The following is a 22,946-nucleotide window of genomic DNA, read 5'->3' as shown; positions in this document are numbered from 1 at the left end:
TGTCCGGACGCATTTTCGTCCACTCTCCCCGCTTTGACCCGGCCCCGCGGCCGGCGCTGTGGCGCCGTGACCGCCCCTTCGTCATGCCCATGATTCATTACCCAGGGTAATCGCAACGCTGCGCTGTGGAAGTCGCGCCGGGATCAGTGCAGAGGTCACCGGTATGGGTGACGGATTTATTCACAGGGCCGGAGTTGTGCACGGTTTTCGACCAAGATCCACACGATTTCGACGATCGCTGCACCGTGATTCCAGCGCGCTCCGGCCGTGGCGAGTTCCTGGCCGGTTCCGATTGCAGGGAGCGCGTATGGCCGGTTCCTATCGGCCGCTCATATGGAGACCGCTTGCCGGTTCTTCACACGTTCGGGAAACGCGTGGCCGCAGGGGCTGCGCGGAACACGCAGCGAAGGGGGAACACACGTGTCCGGAACCGTCACCCGCGACCCGCGGCCCACCACCGGAGGCCGGCCGCTCATCGTCACCGAGGACGCCGACCTCCTGGACGACCTGCTGCGCCTGTGCGCGGCCGCCGGCGCCACACCCGAGGTGCACCACGGCATGCCGGACCACGCCGATGGCTGGGAAGCGGCCCCGCTCGTCCTGGTCGGGGACGACGCCGTCCGCCGGGTGCGCGGGGCCGCGCGCCGGCGCGGAGTGGTTCTCGTCGGCCGGGACCAGGACGACTCGGGGGTGTGGAAACGAGCCGTCGAGATCGGCGCCGACCACGTCCTGATGCTTCCCGACGGCGAGCAGTGGCTGGTCGACCGCATCGCCGACGTCGCCGAGGGAGTCGGCCGCCCGGCCCTCACCGTCGGCGTGATCGGCGGCCGGGGCGGGGCCGGCGCTTCCACGCTCTCGTGCGCGCTCGCCGTCACCTCCGCGCGGGAGGGACTGCGCACCCTGCTCGTGGACGCCGATCCGCTCGGCGGCGGACTCGACGTACTCCTCGGCGGCGAGGGCGCCGAAGGACTGCGCTGGCCCGCCTTCGCCGCCTCCCGCGGCCGGGTCGGCGGCGGGGCCCTGGAGGAGTCGCTGCCCGAGCTGCACTCCCTGCGGGTGCTCAGCTGGGACCGGGGCGACTGCGTCGGCATCCCGCCCCAGGCCGTGCGCGCGGTGCTCGCCGCCGCCCGTCGGCGCGGCGGCACCGTCGTGGTCGATCTGCCCCGCCGGCTCGACGAGGGGGTCGGCGAGGCCCTCGCCCAGCTCGACCTGGCCCTGCTCGTCGTCCCCGCCGAACTGCGGGCCGTCGCGGCCGCCGGACGGGTGGCCTCAGCCGTCGGCATGGTCGTCCGCGACCTGCGGGTGGCGGTGCGCGGGCCGTACGCGCCCGGTCTGGACGACGGCGAGGTGGCGCGGCTGCTCGGCCTGCCACTGGCCGGTGACGTGCCCGTCGAACCGGCGCTGCTGCGCCCGCAGGGCGGCGGAGATCCTCCCGGCGTGACCGGACGCGGCCCGCTGGCCCGTTTCTGCCTGAACTTCTGGGAGCGCGCCCTGGCCGAGGCGGGAGGCCCCCGATGACCCTCCCCGGCCTCGCCCCGGCCGACGGCGCGGCCCTGCTCGACGGCGTCCGGCGCCGGCTCGCCGAGACCGGCGCCGAGCCCACCCCCGCGCGCGTGGCCCAGGCGCTGCGCGAACAGGGCCGGGTGCTCGGAGACGCAGAGGTACTGGGCGCGGCCGCACACCTGCGGTCCGAACTGGTCGGCACCGGCCCCCTGGAACCGCTGCTCGCCGACCCCGACGTCACCGACGTGCTGGTGTCCGCCCCGGACCGGGTGTGGGTGGACCGCGGCGGCGGCCTGGAGCTGACGGCGGTCACCTTCCCCGACGCGGCGGCGGTACGACGCCTCGCGCAGCGGCTGGCCGCGGTGGCCGGACGCCGGCTGGACGACGCCCGGCCCTGGGCGGACGCCCGGCTGCCCGACGGCACCCGGCTGCACGCGGTCATGCCCCCGGTCGCCGTCGGCTGCACCTGCCTGGCGCTACGGGTGGTACGGCCCCGGGCCTTCACCCTCGGCGAACTCGTCGCGGCCGGCACGGTGCCGCCCGGCGGCGACCGGATCCTGGGCGCACTGCTCGCGGCCAGGCTGTCCTTCCTCGTGAGCGGCGGCACCGGAAGCGGCAAGACCACCCTGCTGAGCGCCCTGCTGGGCCTGGTCGGACCGGGCGAGCGGATCGTGCTCGCCGAGGACTCGGCCGAGCTGAGACCGGACCACCCGCACGTCGTCCGGCTGGAGACCCGGCCCGCCAACCAGGAGGGCGCCGGCCTGGTCACCCTGGAGGACCTGGTGCGCCAGGCGCTGCGGATGCGTCCCGACCGGCTGGTCGTCGGCGAGGTGCGCGGACCCGAGGTCGTGCACCTGCTCGCCGCGCTGAACACGGGCCACGAGGGCGGCTCGTGCACGGTCCACGCCAACGCCGCCGGGGATGTGCCGGCCCGGCTGGAGGCGCTGGCCACGGCCGCCGGGCTGGACCGGGCTGCCCTGCACAGCCAACTGGCGGCCGCCCTCTCCGTCGTGATCCACCTGGCGCGGGACCGGTCCGGGCGGCGCCGGATCGCCGAGGTGCATGTGCTGGAGCGGGACCCCACGGGCCTGGTGCGGACGGTGCCGGCACTGCGCTGGGGCGAGCGGGCCTTCGCGCGGGAGCGCGGCTGGGGGCGGCTGCGGCAGCTTCTCGGTGCCGCGGGTGAGTTCGGAGACGAGGGAGAGGGGTGACGGAAGTGATCGGTGGGACATCCATGGGGGCCGCGCTGATCTGTCTCGGCGCGCTGGTGTGGCTGCTGGGAGGACGGCACCACGGGATGCGCCATGCCCGGCTGCTGCTCGTGGGCGGCGGAGTGGTGGCGACGGCGCCACCGCCCTGGGAGCGGCTCCAGGCGGAACTGCGGCGGCTGCGCGGCCGGTGGGGAGCCGAGTGGTGGGCACTCGCCGCCGGGCTGGGGCTCGCGCTGCTGGGCGCCTCGGTGATTCCGGTCGTCGCGGGGGCGGCCGGGGTGCCCGTGCTGCGCCGGGTGCGGCAGGCCAGGCAGGCCGGGCAGAGCCGGGAGCGGCGGGCCGACGCGGTGATCGCCCTGTGCGGGGCCCTCGCCGGGGAGGTGCGGGCCGGACGGCAGCCCGGCGAGGCGCTGCTGCGGGCCGCGCGGGACTCCGGCGGGCTCGGCGACGCGCAGGCGGCCGTGGTCGCGGCCGCCCGCTTCGGCGGGGACGTGCCCGGCGCGCTGGCCGTGGCGGCCGGGCAGCCGGGCGCCGAGGGCCTGCTGGGGCTGGCAGCGTGCTGGAGGGTGGCCGTCGACCAGGGAGCCGGACTCGCGGCCGGCCTGGACCGGCTGGACGGGGCGCTGCGCGCCGAGCGGGACCAACGCGCCGACCTGCGCGCCCAACTGGCGGGCGCCCGCGCGACCGCGGTGCTGCTCGCCGCGCTCCCCGCCCTCGGTCTCCTCCTCGGCGCGGCCATGGGCGCCCACCCCCTGGGAGTGCTCCTTCACACCGGCGCCGGCCTCGGCTGCCTGCTGACCGGGACGCTGTTCGAGGCGGCGGGCATGTGGTGGTCGAACCGGATCGTGCGGGGGGCGGGGGTGGTGTGAAAGGGGGCGCGGGGGCCGGGGGTGCGATGGAGGTGACGGTGGTGGGCGGGGTGTTGGGCCGTCGGGTGGTTCAGGTCCGGGGGATGGGCGTAGCCGGCGGTGGTTCGGAGGGTGGGAGTCGGGCTGGGCCGGGACGGTGGGCGGGCGAGGGGGCGCGGCGCGGAGGGTGGTTCGGGGTGTGGGGATGGAGGGCCGGAGCCGGCGTGGTGCGGGGGCATGGCGGGAGTTGGGGCGCGGGCCGGGCGGTCGGTGGGGAGTGGGGACGTGGCGGGGTGGTTCGGGTTGTGGAGGGAGGCGGAGCGGTGTGAGCGGGGATGTTGTGCACAGGCTGGGGATGGTCGTGGCCGTGGCGGTGGCCTTCGGATGGGGCGTCGTCCGGGTGGAGTCGGTCCGTCGACGGCGGCGGGCGCGGCGGAGGATCGCGGAGCTGCTGGCCCTTGAAGTGCCCGACGCAGGGACGTCGTTCGAGCTCTCGGGCGCGATGCGGCGGTGGCTGCCGCCCGTCGGCGCGGCGGTCGGTGTGTGGGTACTGGTCGGTGGAGTGGCCGGGGCTCTGCTCGGGGCCGGCGCCGGTGCCGTGCTGTGGCGGTGGCGGAGCCGTCAGACGGGGGCGGCCGGGGAGGGGGCCGTCGACAACGCCGTGGCCGCGCGTCAGCTTCCGCTTGCCGCGTACCTCCTGGCGGCCTGCATCGCGGCCGGTGCCGGCCCGGTGATCGCAGCTCAGGCGGTCGGGGAGGCGCTCGGCGGTCCCGTCGGGGAGGCGCTGGCGCGGGGCGCGGCGGAGGTGCGGCTCGGCGGTGAACCGGGCGGTGCCTGGCGGAGATTGGCCGCGCTGCCCGGCGCCGGGTCCCTGGCCCGGCTGCTGGAGCGCGCCGACGAGTCGGGGCTGCCCGCGGTGGCTCCGGTGACCCGCCTCGCCCAGGACGCGCGGGCGGAGTGGGCCCGTACCGGGACGGCCCGGGCACGTCGGGCCGCCGTACTGATCTCCGCGCCGGTGGGGCTGTGTTTCCTGCCCGCGTTCATCGCGATCGGCGTGGTGCCCGTGGTGATCGGGCTGGCGGGCGGGGTGATCGGGAGGAGGTGAGGCACTAGGGGAGCGATCGATGACGAGTGACCGGTGTCGAGACAGAACAGACGTGTACTGCACGGGGGTTGAAATGAACAGGAAGATCAAGGAAGCACTGGTGAGGCTGCGGCGGGCGTGCCGTGGGGACGCCGGAATGGTGACCTCCGAGTACGCGATGGGCATCATCGCGGCCGTCGGGTTCGCGTTGCTGCTCTACGAGGTCGTCACCAGCGGCGAGGTCCGGGAGGAACTGCAGAACATCGTGAAGAAGGCCCTCAGTGCGCGGATGTGAGCGAGGGGCGGACCGTGGGTTCGTGACCGCGGAGGCGGCCGTGGTGCTCTGTGTGCTGGTGGCGTTCACGATGGCGCTGGTCTGGGGGCTGCTCGTGGTGGCCGCGCAGATCCAGTGCGTGGACGCGGCCCACACGGGCGCCCGGGCCGCCGCCCGGCAGGACCCGGCGGACGCGGTGCTGACGGTGACCCGGGAGGCGGCACCGCGTGGTGCACAGGTGACGGTCGGTCGCGAGGGCGACCAGGTCCGGGTGACGGTGGTGGCCAGACCGCCGGTACTGAGCGGGCTGCCGTTCGAACTGCGCGAGGAGGCGGTGGCACTGGCCGAGGACACGGTGGGCGCGAAGGAGCCGGGGTCATGAAGCGAGGTCGCGCCCCTGACCGGCGCGAATCTGTCCAAGGGCTTGCTTCGGTCCGGAAGGGCGGAACCGTGAAGCGTGACCGGGCCTGCAGGCGGGCCGAATCCCTCCGAGGGCCCGGCCGCTTCCGGCCCGGGCGGCGGGCGCGGGGTCGGCCCGGTTCCGATCAGGGGTCCGCCACCGTCTGGAGTCTCGGGGCGGTCACCGTGCTCTGTGTGGTGTTCGGGGCCGTGCTCGCTCTCGGGCAGGCGGTGGTCGTCCGGCACCGGGTGGCCGGCGGCGCGGATCTGGCGGCGCTCGCGGCGGCGGACCACTGGGCCGAGGGCGGTGCGGCGGCGTGCGGCCGGGCCGGGCGGTTGGCGACGGTCCAGGGGGTACGGCTGGTGCGGTGCGTGATCGAGGGCGAGACGTCGGACGTGACCGCGGCCTCGGGAAGGGGCCCGTTCACGGCGGAGGTCAGGGCCAGAGCGGGCCCGGCGGGCCCGCTGCCGCCTCCGGCCGGCAGCGGGGCACCCGTCCCGCTGCCGCCGCCGGCTGGCACCGAGGCACCCACCGCACCGCGGTCCCCGGTCACGACCGGGGCACCCGAGCCGCCGCCCCGATGAGCCGCGAGGCACTCACTCCGATGCCGCCTCCCTCACGCGAGGTACCCGAGCGCCCGCCACCAGTGAGCCGCGGGGCACCCGCCCGCTGCCGAGCCTTCGGTGGGCCGCCGGGCACCGGCGCTGGTGCCGCCTCGGTAGGCCGCGAAGGACCCCGCCGCCATCAGTGAGGTCCCGGGAGATCCGTCTGCTGCCGGGCTCTCGGTGGGCCGCCGGGCACCGGCGCTGGTGCCGCCTCGGTAAGCCGTGAGCACCCGCCTTGTCGCCACCAGCGTGGTCCCGGGAGACCCGTCCGCTGCCGGGCTCACAGCCAGCCGTCAGAAACCCGTCCCGGTCAGCCGCGAAGGCCCCGTGCCGCTGCCGCCAGTGAGCCCCTGAGGCATCGGTCCGCTGCCGGGCTCACGGCCAGCCGTCAGGCACCGCCCCGGTCAGATGCGAAGCACCCGCCCAGCCCCCGCCCCAGCCAGCCGTCAGGCACTCATCCCCCCAGCCGATTCAGCCGTGCGAGTGCCCCGCCCGATTCAGCCGTGCGTGGCCTGCCGCGGAGTCGGCTCGCCCAGCCTCTCCTCGTCCTCCTTCTGCTCCGGTGCCCCTCGGAGCAGCACCGTGAGGAGGCGTACCGCGCCCCTCTTGTGCAACGGGTCGTTGCCGTTGCCGCACTTGGGGGACTGGATGCAGGACGGGCAGCCGGCCTCGCACTCGCAGGAGGCGATGGCCTCGCGGGTGGCGGCCAGCCAGTCCCGTGCGGTGTGGAAGGCGCGCTCGGCGAAGCCCGCGCCGCCGGGGTGGCCGTCGTAGACGAAGACCGTCGGCAGCAGGGTGTCCGGGTGCAGCGGCACCGAGACGCCGCCGATGTCCCACCGGTCGCAGGTGGCGAACAGGGGCAGCATGCCGATCGAGGCGTGCTCGGCGGCGTGCAGGGAGCCGCCGAGGATCTCCGGGTTGATCCGGGCCTCGTCCAACTGGTCCTCGGTGACCGTCCACCACACCGCGCGGGTGCGCAGCGTACGAGGAGGGAGGTCGAGTTTCGTCTCGCCCAGCACTTCACCGGTGATGAGGCGTCTGCGGAGGAAGGAGACCACCTGGTTGGTGACCTCGACGGAGCCGTAGCACAGGCGGCCCGTGCCCCAGGGGATCTCGGTGTCCGTCTCCAGGATGGAGATTGACGTGGTGTCCCGGGCCACCGTCGAATACGGCGGGTCGGCCTGCTCGACCAGGGCGACCGAGTCGTCCAGGTCGAGGGTGCGCACCAGGTAGGTGCGGCCCTGGTGCAGGTGGACCGCGCCCTCGTGGACCGTCGAGTGCGCGGCGGCCGCGTCGACCGTGCCGAGCAGGCGTCCCGTGCCGGACTCCACGACCTGCACCGGGCGTCCGCCCGCGCCGCGGATGTCGGTGAGGTCGGCGGCCCGCTCCCGGCGGGTCCAGTGCCAGGCCCGCGTCCGCCGGCGGAGCAGCTTCGCGGCCTCCAGCTGCGGCAGCAGGTCCGCGCAGGCGGGTCCGAAGAGGTCCAGGTCCTCCTCGGTCAGCGGAAGCTCGGCGGCGGCGGCGCACAGGTGCGGGGCGAGGACGTAGGGGTTGTCGGGGTCGAGGACGGTCGATTCCACCGGCTGGTCGAACAGGGCCTCGGGATGATGGACGAGGAAGGTGTCCAGGGGGTCGTCGCGGGCGACGAGGACGGCCAGGGCGCCCTGGCCGGAGCGGCCCGCGCGGCCCGCCTGCTGCCACAGGGAGGCGCGTGTGCCCGGGTAGCCGGCGATCACCACCGCGTCCAGGCCGGAGACGTCCACGCCCAGCTCCAGGGCCGTGGTGGCGGCCAGTCCGAGGAGTTCGCCGGAGTGCAGGGCGCGTTCCAGGGCCCGGCGCTCCTCGGGGAGGTAGCCGCCGCGGTAGGCCGCGACACGCCGGACCAGGGAGCGATCGACCTCGGCCAGTTTCTCCTGGGCGATCACCGAGATCAGCTCGGCGCCGCGCCGGGACCGTACGAAGGCCACCGAGCGCACACCCTGCACGGTCAGGTCGGTCAGCAGGTCGGCGGTCTCGGCGGTGGCGGTACGCCGTACGGGCGCGCCCTTCTCGCCGTGCAGCTCGGTGAGCGGGGGCTCCCAGAGGGCGAAGACCAGCTCCCCGCGCGGGGAGGCGTCGTCGGCGACCTCGACCACCGGCAGACCGGTCAGCCGGCGGGCGGCGACGGAGGGCTCGGCGGCGGTCGCGGAGGCCAGCAGGAAGACGGGCGAGGCGCCGTAGCGGGCACACAGGCGGCGCAATCGGCGCAGTACCTGGGCGACGTGCGAGCCGAAGACGCCCCGGTAGGTGTGGCACTCGTCGACGACGACGTATCTGAGCGACTTCAGGAAGGAGGACCAGCGCGGGTGGGCGGGCAGTATCCCGCGGTGCAGCATGTCGGGGTTGGTGAGGACGTAGTTGGCGTACTGGCGGATCCACTCGCGTTCCTCGAACGGGGTGTCGCCGTCGTACACGGCCGGGCGTACCGCGGTGCCCAGCGGCTGTGAAAGTTCCTTCACCGATCGGCACTGGTCCGCCGCGAGGGCCTTGGTGGGGGAGAGGTACAGGGCGGTGGCCCCTCGGCCGTTCGGCGCCTTCGCACCATCCAGAAGGGTGGACAGCACGGGGACGAGATAGGCCAGGGACTTGCCGGACGCGGTGCCGGTGGCGACGACCACCGAATCGCCGTCCAGGGCGTGCTCGGCGGCCAGCGCCTGGTGCGCCCAGGGGTGCTCGATGCCGCACTCCTGAACGGCGGCGATCACTTCGGACCGAATTCGATCAGGCCAGACGGCATGGCGGCCCTCGCGCGGGGGCAAGTGCTCCGTATGAGTGATGCGCGCAGCCCGACTCGGCCCGGAGGCGAGCCGGTCCAGAACCATGCCTGGAGCCGGGCTGGACGCCGGGTCCGCCGGGGGTCGATCGGATCGGTGATTCTTGGCCATTGGCACCGAGTGTGTCACTGGCGTGACGGACAATGGAGTCAAGGCGTCGTGCACGCCTGCCGGTAAGTGATTGAATGCCATCGCGGCTGGCGATGCGTCCCGGGGGCCGCAAGCCGAGGTCCCCGAGGGACGACCGCTCGATAGCAAGGTGCTGGAGGATCCGTGGACCTGTCCCTGTCGACCCGTACCGTCGGCGATCGTACGGTCGTCGAGGTCGGTGGCGAAATCGACGTATATACCGCGCCCAAGCTGCGCGAGCAGCTGGTCGAGCTGGTGAACGACGGGAATTTCCACCTCGTCGTCGACATGGAGGGCGTGGACTTCCTCGACTCCACCGGGCTCGGCGTACTGGTCGGCGGCCTGAAGCGAGTGCGTGCCCACGAGGGCTCGCTGCGCCTGGTCTGCAACCAGGAGCGCATTTTGAAGATCTTCCGCATCACCGGCCTCACCAAGGTGTTCCCGATCCACACCTCGGTCGAGGAAGCGGTGGCGGCCACCGACTGACGCTGTCGTCGGACCGCTGCGGGGCCACTTGGCCGACGCCGGGTCACCGGTCGGTTCGCCGACCGGTGACGAGCCGGCGCCGGTGGGTGACACCCGGGCCCGGGCCGGTGCGTCCGGGCGCGGAACCGGGTATCGAAGTACATGAGGGGGCGGGCTCCCGGCGGCCCCGCCCCGACCGCACGCCCGTAGTTGCGAGGGGGATGCATGGCCACCGTTGAACTCCGCTTCAGCGCGCTGCCCGAGCACGTCCGGACCGCCCGACTGGTGGCGGCAGCGGTGGCGCGCAGGGCCGGAGTGGACGAGGCCGTACTGGACGAGGTCCGGCTCGCCGTGGGCGAGGCCTGCTCCCGCGCCGTCGGACTGCACCAGAGCGTGGGCATCACCGCGCCGGTGAAGGTCGCGCTGATCGAAGAGGAGAAACAGTTCTCCATCGAGGTCGGCGACGAGGCCCCACACGCCACGCCGGGCGGCGACACGCCCGGGGCGGCAGCGGATGGCGAAGCCGAGGCCGAGGAGGACGAGATGGGCCTCGCGGTCATCAGCGGCCTCGTCGACGACGTGGAGGTCACCACCGGGCAGCACGGCGGGCTGATCCGGATGACCTGGCCGGCGAACCCGCCGGCCGCCGCGCTCGTCTGAAGCCGCCGCGCACGTTCACAAGGGCCCTGCTGAGCAGGGCCCTTGTCGCGTTTTCCGGCCCCGCCGCCAATTCGTGAAGGAATTCACGATCAATAGCCCGATAATTTGATCAAGCGTCAATGCGGTCGTCAATGCCTTTGGGGCATTACCTCTTTCGGGTTCGGTGGCGTGTCCTCGATCATTTGCTGAAGAGCACGAGAAGGCCAATTCCGTTTACCGTCCCCTGTTTAGATCACTCGCGGGTACCTACAATCCGTCCACATCTTGAGCTCAGCCCAAGCGTCAAGGAGGACGAATGGCGGGGCTTTCTACCCCCAATCAGCTGGTCCACCCCACACCCCTCGCAGCCGCGGTCCTGACCGGCGACAACAGGGTCATGGTGGCCGTCATCGCGGCGGTCGCCGTCGCCGCGCTGGTCGTCGCCGGGATCCTGGTGCGCCAGGTGCTCGCGGCGGGCGAGGGCACCGACAGCATGAAGGAGATCGCCGAGGCGGTCCAGGAAGGCGCCAAGGCGTACCTAGCGCGTCAGCTGCGCACGCTCGGCGTATTCGCCGTGGTGGTCTTCTTCCTGCTCATGCTGCTGCCCGCGGACGACTGGAATCAGCGTGCCGGACGATCGGTGTTCTTCCTGATCGGTGCGGCGTTCTCGGCGGCCACCGGCTATATCGGCATGTGGCTCGCCGTACGCAGCAATGTGCGCGTCGCCGCCGCGGCCCGGGAGGCAACCCCGGCCGAGGGTGAACCCGAAAAGGATCTCACCACCGTTTCGCACACCGCGATGAAGATCGCATTTCGCACGGGCGGCGTGGTCGGCATGTTCACGGTGGGGCTCGGCCTGCTGGGCGCCTCCTGTGTGGTGCTGGTGTACGCGGCCGACGCACCGAAGGTGCTGGAGGGCTTCGGCCTCGGCGCCGCCCTGATCGCGATGTTCATGCGTGTGGGCGGCGGCATCTTCACCAAGGCCGCCGACGTCGGCGCCGACCTGGTCGGCAAGGTCGAGCAGGGCATCCCGGAGGACGACCCCCGCAATGCCGCGACCATCGCCGACAACGTGGGCGACAACGTCGGCGACTGCGCCGGCATGGCGGCCGACCTGTTCGAGTCGTACGCCGTCACCCTGGTGGCCGCGCTCATCCTCGGCAAGGTCGCCTTCGGTGACGCGGGACTCGCCTTCCCGCTGCTCGTGCCCGCCATCGGGGTGATCACCGCGATGATCGGCATCTTCGCGGTCGCCCCACGGCGCACCGACCGCAGCGGGATGAGCGCGATCAACCGCGGGTTCTTCATCTCCGCGGTGATCTCCCTCGTCCTGGTCGCGATCGCGGTCTACGTCTACCTGCCCTCGAAGTACTCCGCCCTCAAGGGCGTCACGGACGCGGCGATCAAGGGCAAGGACGGCGATCCGCGGATCCTCGCCCTGGTGGCGGTGGCCATCGGCATCCTGCTCGCCGCCGTCATCCAGCAGCTGACCGGCTACTTCACCGAGACCAACCGGCGCCCGGTCCGGGACATCGGCAAGACCTCCCTCACGGGTCCGGCCACCGTCGTCCTGGCCGGCATCTCGGTCGGCCTGGAGTCCGCCGTCTACACCGCCCTGCTGATCGCGCTCAGCGTGTACGGCGCGTTCCTGCTCGGCGGCACGTCGATCATGCTCGCGCTGTTCGCGGTCGCGCTCGCCGGCACCGGCCTGCTCACCACGGTCGGTGTGATCGTCGCCATGGACACCTTCGGGCCGGTCTCCGACAACGCGCAGGGCATCGCCGAGATGTCCGGCGACGTCGAGGGCGCGGGCGCCCAGGTGCTCACCAACCTGGACGCCGTCGGCAACACCACCAAGGCCATCACCAAGGGCATCGCCATCGCCACCGCCGTGCTCGCCGCGTCGGCGCTGTTCGGGTCGTTCCGCGACGCGATCACCACCAACGTGCAGGACGTGGGGGCGAAACTCACCGGGCCGGGCGCACCGATGAGCCTGTCCCTGGACATCTCGCAGCCCAGCAACCTCGTCGGCCTCATCGCGGGGGCCGCGGTCGTCTTCCTCTTCTCCGGACTGGCCATCAACGCCGTGTCACGTTCGGCGGGTTCGGTGGTGTTCGAGGTGCGGCGGCAGTTCCGTGAGAAGCCCGGGATCATGGACTTCACCGAGAAGCCCGAGTACGGCAAGGTCGTCGACATCTGCACCAAGGACGCCCTGCGGGAGCTCGCCACGCCCGGTCTGCTCGCCGTGATGGCGCCGATCTTCGTCGGGTTCACGCTCGGCGTCGGGTCCCTGGGCTCCTACCTCGCCGGTGCGATCGGTGCGGGCACGCTGATGGCGGTGTTCCTCGCCAACTCCGGTGGCGCCTGGGACAACGCCAAGAAACTGGTGGAGGACGGCCACCACGGAGGCAAGGGCAGCGAGGCCCATGCGGCCACGGTGATCGGCGACACGGTCGGCGACCCCTTCAAGGACACGGCCGGCCCGGCGATCAACCCGCTGCTGAAGGTCATGAACCTGGTGTCGCTGCTGATCGCACCCGCTGTGATCAAGTTCTCGTACGGCAACGACAAGAACCTCGGTGTGCGGATCGGCATCGCGATCCTCGCGCTCCTGGTGATCGTCACCGCCGTGTACATCTCCAAGCGGCGTGGAATCGCCGTCGGCGACGACGAGAGCGCGGAGCGGGTCGCCAACTCGCCCGATGCGGCGGTGGTTTCGTAGGCCCACCGGAAGGGGCCTGCTCAACGGGCGGGCGGACGGCGCGTGCTGACGTGCCGCCCGCCCGCCCGTATGTGTGGGCACGCCCACGTCGTGAGCCTTCTCTCGGTGGTGCAAAACGCCATAAATACTACTTAGGGGGTGATCGGGATGGGGGAGGTGTGCGTTCGGCGTGTAGGGTCCGGGGGCCGAGAGCCAGGGAAGGGACCGATCCGGTGAACAAGAAGCTCGCGGCCGCACTGTCCGGCGGTGCGGTACTGGTGACAGCGCTGACGGGATGCAGCAGCGGCGGTGGCAGCAAGGGGCCCGACCCCAAGCTGGTCGCCTGGGCCAAGTCGGTGTGCGACGCGGTGCCCGCGCAGGACGCCAAGATCAAGGCGGCGAACGCGGCGATCAGCACCACGGCCGCCGACACCGCCAAGCCCGAGACGCTGCAGAAGACCGACTCCCAGGCCTTCCAGGACATGGCCGACGGCTACAAGGCGATCGCCACGGCCGTCGGCAACGCCGGCGCGCCCCCCGGGGTCGACGGCGGCGCCAAGCGCCTGCAGGACGTCGTGAAGAGCTTCAACAGCCTCGCGTCCTCCTACGCGGACCTGAAGAAGCAGGTCGACGGCCTGAACACCAAGGACCAGGCGAAGTTCGCCTCCGGTCTGCACGACGTCGCCGTGCAGATGACCGACCTGGAGAAGAAGCACCAGAGCGGCACCGAGGCGCTGAAGAACCTCCAGCAGGGTGAGGTCCAGGACGCCGTCGCGCAGCAGGCCAGCTGCAAGAAGATCGCCTCGTCGGCGTCGCCCTCCACGGGATCGACGGCGGGCTGACCGCCGGCCGACCGCGGGCCGCCCCGGGCGGGCCCGCGCTGGTCCGACCGCCGGCTGCCCCCAGCGCCCCGGCGCCCCCGGCACTCGCTCCGCGCCGCGCCCGCCGGCGCGCGGTCCGCTCCGGCTGAGCCGCCCGGTGGCTGCCTGTTTCGTGCCCGTCCCGTCTGTGGCCGCGGGCTCTGTGCGGGCCGCCAGTGGGCGCCTAATCCTGGCCAGGCCCGCTGGTGGCCGCCCGCTTCGTGTCCACTCCGTCGGTGGCCGGGCTCTGTGCCGGGCTCGCCAGTGGGCTCTTGCTCCCGGCCAGGCCCGCCGGTGGCCGCCCGTTCCGTGCCTGTTCCGCCGGTGGGCGCGCGTGCTCCCCGGCCACACCCGCCGGTGGCCGCCCGCTTCGAGCGTGTCCTGCTGCCGGCTGCCCCTCGTGCTCGTCCCGCCGTCGGCCGCTTGTTCTGGGCCGGGGCCACGGGCCGACGCTTTGCCCTCGGCTCGTCGGCGGTCGGCGCGATGCCGGCGGCCCGGGCCAGGGCGGTCCTTCGTGGCGCTTCGGTCAAGGCCGGGCGGAGCACCGGCTTCCGGTGTCCGGTGGCGGGCGTGCTGAGGCCTTCTCCCCTGGGCCGTACGGGCCACAATGGGGGCGTGACTGACTCCGGACTCGCCTCTCTGCCCGCTTCCGATCGGCCCGACGTCGCCGCGCGCCTCAGGGACGCGCTGCTGGCCGCCTCCTTCACCGCCGACGGACTGCTCGAGCTGCTCGGTGCCCCCGCGTACGCGGCGCTGGCCCGCAGCGAGACCGTGCCCGCCCTCAGGGCGACCCGCGGCGACACACCCCTGGAGACGCTCGTACGGCTGTTCCTGCTCCAGCAACCCGTGCCCCACGCGCGCGTGGCGGCCGTTCTGCCGGTCGAGGAGGCCCTGGAGGCAGGGTGGTTCACGCGTGTGGGCGGTGACGAGGTGGCCGCGACCGTGGACGTGCGCCCCTACGGTGGTCCCGGCGGCGAGGACTGGTTCATCGTCTCCGACCTCGGCTGCGCGGTCGGCGGAGCGGGCGGCATCGGACAGCGCGACGAGGGCGTCGTCCTGGGCGTCGGCGGCGCTTCCACGACGCTCGCCGGCATCACCGTGCGCACCCCCGTGGCCTCCGCGCTGGACCTCGGCACCGGTTCCGGCATCCAGGCACTGCACGCCACGCAGCACGCCACGCGCGTGACGGCCACCGACCTCAACCCGCGCGCGCTGCACGTCACCGCGCTCACGCTGGCACTCTCCGGCGCGTCCGCCGCCGAGCTGCGCGAGGGCTCGCTGTTCGAACCGGTCCGGGACGACGAGACGTTCGATCTGATCGTCTCCAACCCGCCGTTCGTGATCTCCCCGGGTGCCCGGCTGACCTATCGGGACGGCGGGATGGGCGGGGACGATCTGTGCCGCTCGCTCGTTCAGCAGGCGGGGGAACGGCTGAACGAGGGCGGGTTCGCGCAGTTCCTCGCCAACTGGCAGCACGTGGCAGGGGAGGACTGGCAGGACAGGCTCAGGTCATGGGTGCCTCGCGGGTGCGATGCCTGGATCGTGCAGCGCGAGGTGCAGGACGTCACGCAGTACGCCGAGCTGTGGCTGAGGGACGCCGGTGACCACCGCGGCGACCCGGCGGAGTACCAGGCACGCTACGACGCCTGGCTCGACGAGTTCGAGGCGCGCAAGGTCAAGGCGGTCGGCTTCGGCTGGATCACGCTGCGCAGGACCGGCGCCGCCGAACCCTCCGTCACCGTGGAGGAGTGGCCGCACCCGGTCGAGCAGCCCCTCGGGGAGACGATCCGCGCGCACTTCGCGCGCCTCGACTACCTCAGGGGACACGACGACGCGGCGCTGCTCGAAAGCCACTTCAGGCTGGCCGGAGAAGTGGTGCAGGAGCAGGTCGGGCTGCCCGGCGCCGAGGACCCCGAGCATGTCGTGCTGCGCCAGCACCGCGGTATGCGCCGGGCCACCAAGGTGGACACGGTCGGCGCCGGGTTCGCGGGCGTGTGCGACGGCACGCTGAGCGCGGGCCGCATCCTGGACGCCATCGCCCAACTCGTGGGGGAGGACCCGGTGCTGCTCCGGGACCGGACGCCCGCGCAGATCCGGCTGCTGGTGGAGCAGGGCTTCCTGGAGCCGGCGGGCTGAAACCGGGCGGGCGGGGTACGGCGGCGGGCGCTGCCGTACCCCGGATCCGCGAACCGTCGTACCCGCGTGCGGATCACCTCCGGGGACCCCGCGCGACTGCCGTACGCGTGGGCTCGCGCGTCGGCCGGGGAACGAGACTTGTTATCGCCGCCACAGCGCCGTGCGGGCCCGCGCCGGGAAAACGGCCGGAAAAATACGTGTGCCCGATCGGAAGGCGCGCTGTTCGACCGGCACGTCGGACGACCCGCCGCCTGTCCGTTCACCCCGATGTCGTCCGTCCGTCGCCCGCGCGTGCCACTCTCCCCGCGCTGGGCGGAGTCGTATCGGCGGGGAAGGGGTGGCGGGGGATGGAGAGCGAGCCGGCGATCTTCGCGGGATTGGTGTTCGCCCTGTTCGGAGGCGCTCTCCTGGCCTGGACCGGTACGCGTCTGCGACGCGGGGAGCCGGTGGCGCACGGTGTGAATCGGCTCGCATCGGCCGCCCTCGCGAGCCTGACCGGGACCCTGGCACTCGCCCTCGGCGTGTACTGCCTCACCCGCCTCTGACACCGGCGGCCACGGGGTCGCGGGGGTGCCGCCAGAGTAAAGAGAGCGTCACGCTCCGGACATGCGGCCATAGGGGTACCCGGTACTCCGGGCGGCAGGAATGCCGGTAGTCGGGTTACCGTTCGAGTGGCCGTTGTGGGCTTTTCCCGTTTGACACGGGGGCGGGATGTACCGTCACACTCCGCAGCATCACACGAGCCAGCAGTACGCCGCGACCCCGGGACCAGGGCCTGGGGAGGCCATAGCGTCGACCGGAGAGAAGAGCCAAGTTGTCCCCGACCAGCGAGACCGCAGAGGGCGGCCGCCGACTCGTCATCGTCGAGTCGCCTGCCAAGGCGAAGACGATCAAGGGCTACCTCGGCCCCGGCTACGTAGTCGAAGCGAGCGTCGGGCACATCCGTGACCTTCCCAACGGCGCCGCCGAGGTGCCCGAGAAGTACACCGGCGAGGTCCGCCGCCTCGGTGTGGACGTCGAACACGACTTCCAGCCGATCTATGTGGTCAACGCCGACAAGAAGGCGCAGGTGAAGAAGCTCAAGGACCTGCTGAAGGATTCCGACGAGCTCTTCCTCGCCACCGATGAGGACCGGGAGGGCGAGGCGATCGCCTGGCACCTCCAGGAGGTCCTCAAGCCGAAGATCCCCGTCAAGCGGATGGTCTTCCACGAGATCACCAAGGACGCGATCCGCGAGGCCGTCGCCAACCCGCGCCAGCTCAACCAGAAGCTGGTCGACGCCCAGGAGACCCGCCGCATCCTCGACCGTCTGTACGGCTACGAGGTCTCGCCGGTGCTGTGGAAGAAGGTCATGCCCCGGCTGTCGGCCGGCCGTGTCCAGTCCGTCGCCACTCGTCTCGTCGTCGAGCGGGAACGCGAGCGCATCGCCTTCCGCTCCGCCGAGTACTGGGACCTGACGGGCACCTTCGCGACCGGCCGCGCCGGAGACCCGTCGGACCCGTCGTCGCTGGTCGCGCGCCTGCAGACCGTCGACGGCAGGCGGGTCGCGCAGGGCCGCGACTTCGACTCCCTCGGACAGCTCAAGAGCGCGAGCACCCTCCACCTCGACGAGGCGAACGCACGCGCCCTCGCCGCCGCCCTGGAGAACACCCACTTCTCCGTGCGCTCCGTCGAGTCCAAGCCGTACCGCCGCTCGCCGTACGCCCCGTTCCGTACGACGACGCTGCAGCAGGAGGCGAGCCGCAAGCTCGGCTTCGGCGCGAAGGCGACGATGCAGATCGCGCAGAAGCTGTACGAGAACGGCTACATCACGTACATGCGTACGGACTCCACGACGCTGAGCGAGACCGCGATCGCGGCCGCCCGCGCCCAGGTCACCCAGCTCTACGGCGCCGACTACCTGCCCCCGCAGCCGCGCACCTACGCGGCCAAGGTGAAGAACGCGCAGGAGGCGCACGAGGCGATCCGTCCCTCGGGTGATCGTTTCCGCACGCCCGCCGCGACCGGCCTGACCGGCGACCAGTTCAAGCTCTACGAGCTGATCTGGAAGCGGACCGTCGCCTCCCAGATGAAGGACGCGACCGGCAACTCCGTCACCGTGCGCATCGGTGGCGCCGCCGCCGACGGCCGGGACGTGGAGTTCAGCGCCTCCGGCAAGACCATCACCTTCCACGGCTTCCTGAAGGCCTACGTCGAGGGCGCCGACGACCCGAACGCCGAGCTGGACGACCGCGAGCGCCGGCTGCCGCAGGTCGCCGAGGGCGACGCGCTGTCGGCCGAGGAGATCACGGTCGACGGCCACGCCACCAAGCCCCCGGCCCGCTACACCGAGGCCTCCCTGGTCAAGGAGCTGGAAGAGCGCGAGATCGGCCGCCCGTCGACGTACGCGTCGATCATCGGCACGATCCTCGACCGCGGCTACGTCTTCAAGAAGGGCACGGCCCTGGTGCCGTCCTTCCTGTCCTTCGCCGTCGTGAACCTCCTGGAGAAGCACTTCGGTCGGCTCGTCGACTACGACTTCACCGCCAGGATGGAGGACGACCTCGACCGCATCGCGGCCGGTGAGGCGAAGGCCGTGCCGTGGCTGAAGCGCTTCTACTTCGGCGAGGGCACCGTCACCGGTGGCGCGGCCGACGCCGGCAACGGCGACGGGGACCACCTCGGCGGCCTCAAGGAGCTGGTGACCGACCTGGGCGCGATCGACGCGCGCGAGGTGTCGTCGTTCCCGGTGGGCAGCGGGATCGTGCTCCGCGTCGGCCGCTACGGCCCCTACATCGAGCGCGGCGAGAAGGACACCGAGCAGCACCAGCGCGCCGACATCCCGGACGACCTGGCGCCGGACGAGCTGACCGTCGAGCTGGCCGAGGAGCTGCTGGCCAAGCCCAGCGGCGACTACGAGCTGGGCACCGACCCGCAGTCGGGCCACCAGATCGTCGCCAAGGCCGGCCGCTACGGCCCGTACGTGACGGAGATCCTGCCCGAGGGCACCCCGAAGACCGGCAAGAACGCGGTCAAGCCGCGCACGGCCTCCCTCTTCAAGACCATGTCGCTGGACACGGTGACGCTCGCGGACGCGCTGCAGCTGATGTCGCTGCCGCGGGTCGTCGGCACCGACGCCGACGGCGTGGAGATCACCGCGCAGAACGGCCGCTACGGCCCGTACCTGAAGAAGGGCACGGACTCGCGTTCGCTGCAGACCGAGGACCAGCTCTTCACGATCACGCTGGAGGAGGCGCAGGCGATCTACGCCCAGCCGAAGCAGCGTGGCCGGGCCGCCGCCAAGCCGCCGCTGAAGGAACTGGGCGAGGACCCGGTCTCCGGCAAGCCGGTCGTGGTCAAGGACGGCCGCTTCGGCCCGTACGTCACCGACGGCGAGACCAACGCGACCCTGCGCTCCGGTGACAGCGTCGAGGAGATCACCCCGGAGCGCGGCTTCGAGCTGCTCGCCGAGAAGCGTGCGAAGGGCCCCGCCAAGAAGACCACGGCGAAGAAGACGGCCGCGAAGAAGACGGCTCCGGCGAAGAAGACCGCCGCCAAGAAGACGGCGGCGAAGAAGACGACGACCGCGGCCGCGAAGAAGACCACGGCGAAGAAGACGACCGCCAAGAAGGCGACGGCCTCCAAGGCGACGTCCACCGGCGCGGAGGACTGACACCCGACCGGTTCCCCGGACGGGCGGCCGAGCCGCCTTCCCGGCTTCGCGAAGCGCACGCCCCGGCATCACTTTGATGTCGGGGCGTGCGCATGCCAGGACGGGCGGGGTGTGGTGTCGGTCCCTGCGGATAGGCTGAACGCATGACGCGAGCCGAGCAGCCAACGGCCCACACCCCACCACCGGACGACGCCCTTGTCGCGGACTCCCGCGAGCGCGCCGTCCGTTCCCTGTTGCGCCGACCGCAGCTGCGGCGCTTGTGGAGCGCACAGCTGGTGAGCGGTGTCGGTGACACCCTCGCCCTCCTCGTCCTGGTCGTCCTCGTCCTTCAGGCGGCGATCGACCAGGGCGCGTTCGGCGGTGGGTACCGAGGCGTGGCGTTCGCAGTGGCGACGGTCTTCGCGGCGCGCGTACTCGCCGCGCTGCTGTTCGGTGCGGTGCTCCTCGGTCCGCTGACCACGCTCACCGCCCAGGAGGGTCCGCTCGACCGCCGCTGGGCCATGGTCGGTGCCGACGGCGTGCGCGCCGCGCTGCTGATCGTCGCGCCCCTGTGGATCGACTGGACCCCGGACAACGCACTCGCCGTGCTCCTGGTCACCGCCTTCGTCACCGGCGTCGCCGAGCGGCTGTGGACGGTGTGCAGGGAGAGCGCGGCCCCGGCCCTGCTGCCCGCCCCGCCGCCGGAGGGCGCCACCGTACGGCCGCTGCCGGACCACATGGACGCCCTGCGCCGCCTCGCGCTGCGCACCAGCTTCCTGGCGGTCCCGCTGGCGGCCGCCGCACTGGTCGTCGCCGGCCTGCTCAACAACCTGCTGGGCACCGGCCTGGTCTGGTTCGACCAGCACCACGCGGCCCTCGGGGCGTATGTGGCGGCCGGCCTGTTCGCCGCCTCCCTGTCCGTGCTGACCTTCCTCGAACTGCCCGACACGCGCACCCCCCGCGCGCGGTCCCCGCTGGAGGGACTGCGCCGTCCGCGCACCGGCACCGGCGTGGACAAGGGCCGTACGGGCGCCATCCCGCTGCTCGTCCCGGCCTGCGCCGCCGTGGCCGGTGCCATCGCGTCCGCCGTCTCGGTGTGCGTCCTGCACGCCACCGACCTGGGCGGCGGCCCGGTCCTGTACGGCCTGCTGGTGCTGGGTCTGACCGGCGGAGTCGCCTTCGGCATCCGTACGGCGCCCTCGGTGCTGCCCTCCCTCTCGCGGCGCCGGCTGCTCGCCCTCGCGATCGCGTTCACGGGCATCGCCCTGCTGGCCGCCGGGCTGGTCCCGGACGTCACCACCGTGCTCCTGATCGTCACGCTGGCCGGCATCGGCGCGGGCGTGGCGGCCAACACCGGGCACGCCCTGCTCGACCAGGAGACCGAGGACTACCGCCGGGCCCGCACCACCGAGCACCTGCAGGCCGTGGTCCGCGTCTTCATAGCGCTCGGCGCGGTGATCGCCCCGGTGGTCGCCGGGCTCATCGGCCGGCACCGGCTGGAGAACGGCCGGTTCGTGTTCGCGCACGGCGGCGCCTCCTTCACGCTGATGCTGGTCGGCGCCCTGCTGCTGCCCGTGGCCGCGCTGGTGCTCGCCAAGGTCGACGACCGGTCCGGCATCCCGCTGCGCCAGGACCTCAAGGACGCCCTGCTGGGCGGTGACGACCCGGTCGAGGCGCCGACGGGCAACGGTTTCTTCATCGCCCTGGAGGGCGGCGACGGCGCGGGCAAGTCCACCCAGGCCGAGGCGCTCGCCGAGTGGATCCGCGCGAAGGGCCACGAGGTCGTGCTCACCCGCGAGCCGGGGGCCACGCCCGTGGGCAAGCGGCTGCGTTCGATCCTGCTGGACGTGTCCTCCGCGGGCCTGTCCCACCGCGCGGAGGCGCTGCTGTACGCCGCCGACCGCGCCGAGCACGTCGACACCGTCGTGCGCCCCGCCCTGGAGCGCGGCGCGGTGGTGATCTCCGACCGCTACATCGACTCGTCGGTCGCCTACCAGGGCGCCGGCCGCGATCTGTCCCCGACCGAGATCGCCCGCATCAACCGCTGGGCGACCAACGGGCTCGTTCCGCACCTCACGGTGCTGCTGGACGTCGACCCGGAGGCCGCCCGCGAGCGGTTCACCGAGGCGCCCGACCGGCTGGAGTCGGAGCCGGCGGAGTTCCACGCGCGCGTGCGGGCCGGTTTCCTCACCCTGGCCGCCTCCGACCCCGGCCGCTACCTGGTCGTGGACGCGGGCCAGGAGCCCGAGGCCGTCACCACGGTGATCAGGCACCGGCTCGACACCGTGCTGCCGCTGTCCGAGGCCGAGATCAAGGCCCAGGAGGAGGCGCGGAAGAAGGCCGAGGAGGAGGCCCGCCGCAAGGCCGAGGAAGAGGCCGCGCGCAAGGCCGAGGAGGAGCGCCTGGAGCGCGAGCGCCAGGAGGAGCTGGCCCGGCTGCGCGCCGAGGAGGAGGAGCGCAAGCGGCGCGAGCTGGAGGAGGCCCAGCGCCGCGAGGCCGAACGGCAGGCGGAGGAGGCCCGGCAGCGGGCCGAGGAAGCGGCCCGGCGCGCGGAGGAGGAGCGGCAGCGGCTGCTCGCCGAGGAGAAGGCCCGCGCCGAGGAGGAGGCCCGCCGCAGGGCGGAGGAGGAGCGGCGCCGCAAGCAGGCCGAGGAAGCGGCCCGGCTGCGCGCCGAGGAAGAGGCCCGGCAGGCCCGGCTCCGCGCCGAGGAAGAGGCCCGGCAGGCCCGGCTGCGTGCCGAGGAGGACGCGCGGCGCCTGGAGAAGCAGCGCAAGGCCGAGGAGGCCCTGCTGAGGGCCGAGGAGGCGCGCCGGCAGGCGGCCGAGGCCGCGTCGGCCGCCGACGCGGCCGCCCGCCGGTCCGGCACGTCCCGTCCGGCCGCACCGGGCGTGGTCCCGGACGCGTCGACGGTTCCGACGCCGGTGGTGTCGCCCGAGGCGGCCAGGGCCGACAGGCGGCGGGGCGCGACCCCGGGTGCCGAGGAGACGGTCCCCACGCCCGTGGTGTCCCCGGGCACCGACGAGACCGCGGTGCTGCGCCCGGTGCGCGTGGACCGCGACGGCTCCGCCGGGAACACGCGTGACGTCCAGGACTCCAAGGGCGCCCGCGGCGCCCACGCCGACTCGGAGGTGACGGCCGAGCTGCCGCAGCCGCCGGTGGCCCCCGGCGCCGCGGACGAGACGGCGGTGCTGCCCCCGGTCCCCGCCGGCCCCGCCGACGAGACCGCCGTGCTGCCGCCGGTGCCCCCGGGCGCGGCCGACGAGACCGCCGTACTGCGTCCCGTGCGCGGCGACGACCCGGCGGACCGGGTACCGCCCGGCTTCTTCCGGGAAGAGCGGTCCGCCGACGGCTCCGAGGGCCGCACGCGCGAGATGCCCCAGCTGGGCGCCGACGGCACGCCCCGCCGTCGGCCCCGCCCCGAGTGGGCCGAGGAGACCCCGCTGGACGACCTGCCGACCCTGGCGGACGAGCTGTTCGGTTCGTACGACGACCAGGAGTACGGCGACTCCGGCGAGGACCAGAGCCGCAGGGGCCGCGGCCGCCGGGGCTGACCCGGTCCCTCCGGTGCGAGCAGGAAGCGGCGCCCGTCCATGTCCGGACGGGCGCCGCTCGCCGTCGGCCCGCCTCCGCTGCTCCTCCGCTCCTCT

16 protein-coding genes are annotated in these 22,946 nt (G+C 73.1%); 15 read left to right on the top strand and 1 reads right to left on the bottom strand.

All coding sequences use genetic code 11. The annotated features are described in order from the left end of the window. The first annotated feature begins 420 nt into the window (after window positions 1–420). The 7 genes from ssd to ACZ7FF_RS08885 all read left to right on the top strand — a co-directional run bounded on the left by ssd (window position 421) and on the right by ACZ7FF_RS08885 (window position 5,904). Window positions 421–1,518 carry a septum site-determining protein Ssd gene (ssd, locus tag ACZ7FF_RS08915; protein ID WP_470810684.1) on the top strand — a complete coding sequence of 366 codons (1,098 nt, stop codon included), beginning with the start codon at window positions 421–423 and terminating at the stop codon, window positions 1,516–1,518. Then, window positions 1,515–2,714, top strand: coding sequence for a TadA family conjugal transfer-associated ATPase (locus ACZ7FF_RS08910; RefSeq protein WP_470810682.1), 1,200 nt, complete (start codon window positions 1,515–1,517; stop codon window positions 2,712–2,714). The genes ssd and ACZ7FF_RS08910 overlap by 4 nt, the downstream gene beginning before the upstream one ends. Window positions 2,715–2,737: 23 nt before the next feature. Further along, a complete protein-coding gene (locus ACZ7FF_RS08905; RefSeq protein WP_470811426.1) occupies window positions 2,738–3,583 on the top strand; it encodes a type II secretion system F family protein in 846 nt (281 codons plus the stop codon). 304 nt (window positions 3,584–3,887) lie between these two features. Continuing rightward, the gene (locus ACZ7FF_RS08900; protein WP_470810680.1) at window positions 3,888–4,667 is read left to right on the top strand and encodes a type II secretion system F family protein; all 780 of its coding nucleotides are present in this window, start codon (window positions 3,888–3,890) and stop codon (window positions 4,665–4,667) included. 73 nt (window positions 4,668–4,740) lie between these two features. Next, window positions 4,741–4,941, top strand: a complete 201-nt coding sequence (locus ACZ7FF_RS08895; RefSeq protein ID WP_470810678.1) for a DUF4244 domain-containing protein — start codon at window positions 4,741–4,743, stop codon at window positions 4,939–4,941. Window positions 4,942–4,963: 22 nt separating this feature from the next. Further along, on the top strand, window positions 4,964–5,302 hold the full coding sequence (locus tag ACZ7FF_RS08890) for a TadE family type IV pilus minor pilin (protein WP_470810677.1): 339 nt from the start codon (window positions 4,964–4,966) through the stop codon (window positions 5,300–5,302). 68 nt (window positions 5,303–5,370) lie between these two features. After that, window positions 5,371–5,904, top strand: coding sequence for an Rv3654c family TadE-like protein (locus tag ACZ7FF_RS08885; RefSeq protein ID WP_470810676.1), 534 nt, complete (start codon window positions 5,371–5,373; stop codon window positions 5,902–5,904). Window positions 5,905–6,422: 518 nt separating this feature from the next. Here ACZ7FF_RS08885 and ACZ7FF_RS08880 read toward each other — a convergent pair. After that, window positions 6,423–8,930, bottom strand: coding sequence for a DEAD/DEAH box helicase (locus tag ACZ7FF_RS08880; RefSeq protein WP_470810674.1), 2,508 nt, complete (start codon window positions 8,928–8,930; stop codon window positions 6,423–6,425). Between the two features lie 81 nt (window positions 8,931–9,011). Between ACZ7FF_RS08880 and bldG the strand changes: the two genes are divergently transcribed. The 8 genes from bldG to tmk all read left to right on the top strand — a co-directional run bounded on the left by bldG (window position 9,012) and on the right by tmk (window position 22,850). Further along, window positions 9,012–9,353 (top strand): anti-sigma factor antagonist BldG, encoded by a 342-nt coding sequence (gene bldG / locus ACZ7FF_RS08875; protein WP_010986038.1) that lies wholly within the window; start codon window positions 9,012–9,014, stop codon window positions 9,351–9,353. A gap of 204 nt (window positions 9,354–9,557) precedes the next feature. Continuing rightward, window positions 9,558–9,992 (top strand): ATP-binding protein, encoded by a 435-nt coding sequence (locus ACZ7FF_RS08870; RefSeq protein WP_470810672.1) that lies wholly within the window; start codon window positions 9,558–9,560, stop codon window positions 9,990–9,992. Between the two features lie 295 nt (window positions 9,993–10,287). Beyond that, on the top strand, window positions 10,288–12,693 hold the full coding sequence (locus ACZ7FF_RS08865) for a sodium-translocating pyrophosphatase (protein ID WP_470810670.1): 2,406 nt from the start codon (window positions 10,288–10,290) through the stop codon (window positions 12,691–12,693). A 212-nt stretch (window positions 12,694–12,905) separates the two neighbouring features. Next, complete coding sequence (locus ACZ7FF_RS08860; protein WP_470810668.1) at window positions 12,906–13,514, top strand: small secreted protein; 609 nt, start codon at window positions 12,906–12,908, stop codon at window positions 13,512–13,514. A 633-nt stretch (window positions 13,515–14,147) separates the two neighbouring features. Beyond that, complete coding sequence (locus tag ACZ7FF_RS08855) at window positions 14,148–15,668, top strand: DUF7059 domain-containing protein (RefSeq protein WP_470810667.1); 1,521 nt, start codon at window positions 14,148–14,150, stop codon at window positions 15,666–15,668. A gap of 347 nt (window positions 15,669–16,015) precedes the next feature. Continuing rightward, window positions 16,016–16,213 carry a hypothetical protein gene (locus tag ACZ7FF_RS08850; RefSeq protein ID WP_470810666.1) on the top strand — a complete coding sequence of 66 codons (198 nt, stop codon included), beginning with the start codon at window positions 16,016–16,018 and terminating at the stop codon, window positions 16,211–16,213. Window positions 16,214–16,482: 269 nt separating this feature from the next. Next, window positions 16,483–19,320, top strand: a complete 2,838-nt coding sequence (gene topA, locus ACZ7FF_RS08845; RefSeq protein ID WP_470810664.1) for a type I DNA topoisomerase — start codon at window positions 16,483–16,485, stop codon at window positions 19,318–19,320. Window positions 19,321–19,463: 143 nt separating this feature from the next. After that, window positions 19,464–22,850, top strand: a complete 3,387-nt coding sequence (gene tmk / locus ACZ7FF_RS08840) for a dTMP kinase (RefSeq protein ID WP_470810663.1) — start codon at window positions 19,464–19,466, stop codon at window positions 22,848–22,850. Window positions 22,851–22,946 lie beyond the last annotated feature (96 nt).

This window comes from Streptomyces sp. NPDC037126 (assembly GCF_055605965.1).
The sequence above is the reverse complement of the archived record's forward strand: the minus strand, read 5'-3'. Positions and strand labels throughout refer to the sequence as shown.